The organism is Mesorhizobium sp. M7A.F.Ca.US.006.04.2.1, assembly GCF_004022915.1.
Lineage (GTDB): Bacteria > Pseudomonadota > Alphaproteobacteria > Rhizobiales > Rhizobiaceae > Mesorhizobium > Mesorhizobium ciceri.
Genome location: NZ_RZQA01001528.1, coordinates 1 through 662, shown reverse-complemented (window position 1 = coordinate 662; position 662 = coordinate 1). Strand labels below are relative to the sequence as shown.

Sequence of the window (662 nt, the reverse complement as noted above, 5' to 3'; positions counted from 1 at the left end):
TCCCCGGCAAGAGCGGCGTCGGCGGCGGCATATTGGGCATCGTGCCGGGCGTGGCGTCGCTTGCCGTCTGGTCGCCCGGCCTCAATGCCAACGGCAACTCCAAGCTGGGGTCGATCGCGCTGGAAAAGCTGGCCAGGATGATGAACTGGTCGATCTTCGCGCCGTGATGCATGTCGCCCAAAAGGTGCGGAGCGGTTTTGGGACAACGACATGCATAAAAATCAAGGAAGCGTTTTAGCCTTTCGCGATCCGGAATAGCGCCAGATAAGAAAATCCCGCACCGTCTTCGAGACGGCGCGGGATTTTTTGTCAACAAACTAGCTCAGGTGGCTGAAAGGCTTAGAAAAAGCCCTTCCGCTGCCACCATCCGCCGCGTTTCGGCTTGTCGTCGGTCTTGTCGTCGGTCTTGTCCTCGGCCTTGGCCGCGGGTTCTTCCGCTACGGTCGAAGACACCACCGGCTCGACCGGTGCATTCACCGCCGCCGGCTTGCGCCGCGACGGGCGGGCCTTCGGTGCCTTCTCGACAGCCGCTGCTTCGTCGGACGCCGTGGCCGGCGTCTCGACCGGTGCTTCCGCCTCGGCAGCCGGCTCTTCGGCGACGATTTCGGCTGCGGCCTTCTTCGGCTTGGCGGCACGGCGTGGCTTCTTCGGCTTCCCCATGC

1 protein-coding gene and 1 pseudogene are annotated in these 662 nt (G+C 63.4%); one reads left to right on the top strand and one right to left on the bottom strand.

Annotated features, from left to right (window positions below; all coding sequences use genetic code 11):
* On the top strand, nt 1-167 hold a 167-nt coding region (locus tag EN925_RS38530), incomplete at its 5' end, for a glutaminase (protein ID WP_206633214.1).
* 172 nt (nt 168-339) lie between these two features.
* Here the strand turns inward: EN925_RS38530 and EN925_RS38525 are convergent.
* Nucleotides 340-662, bottom strand: a pseudogene (locus EN925_RS38525) (ribonuclease E/G); the annotation flags it as partial.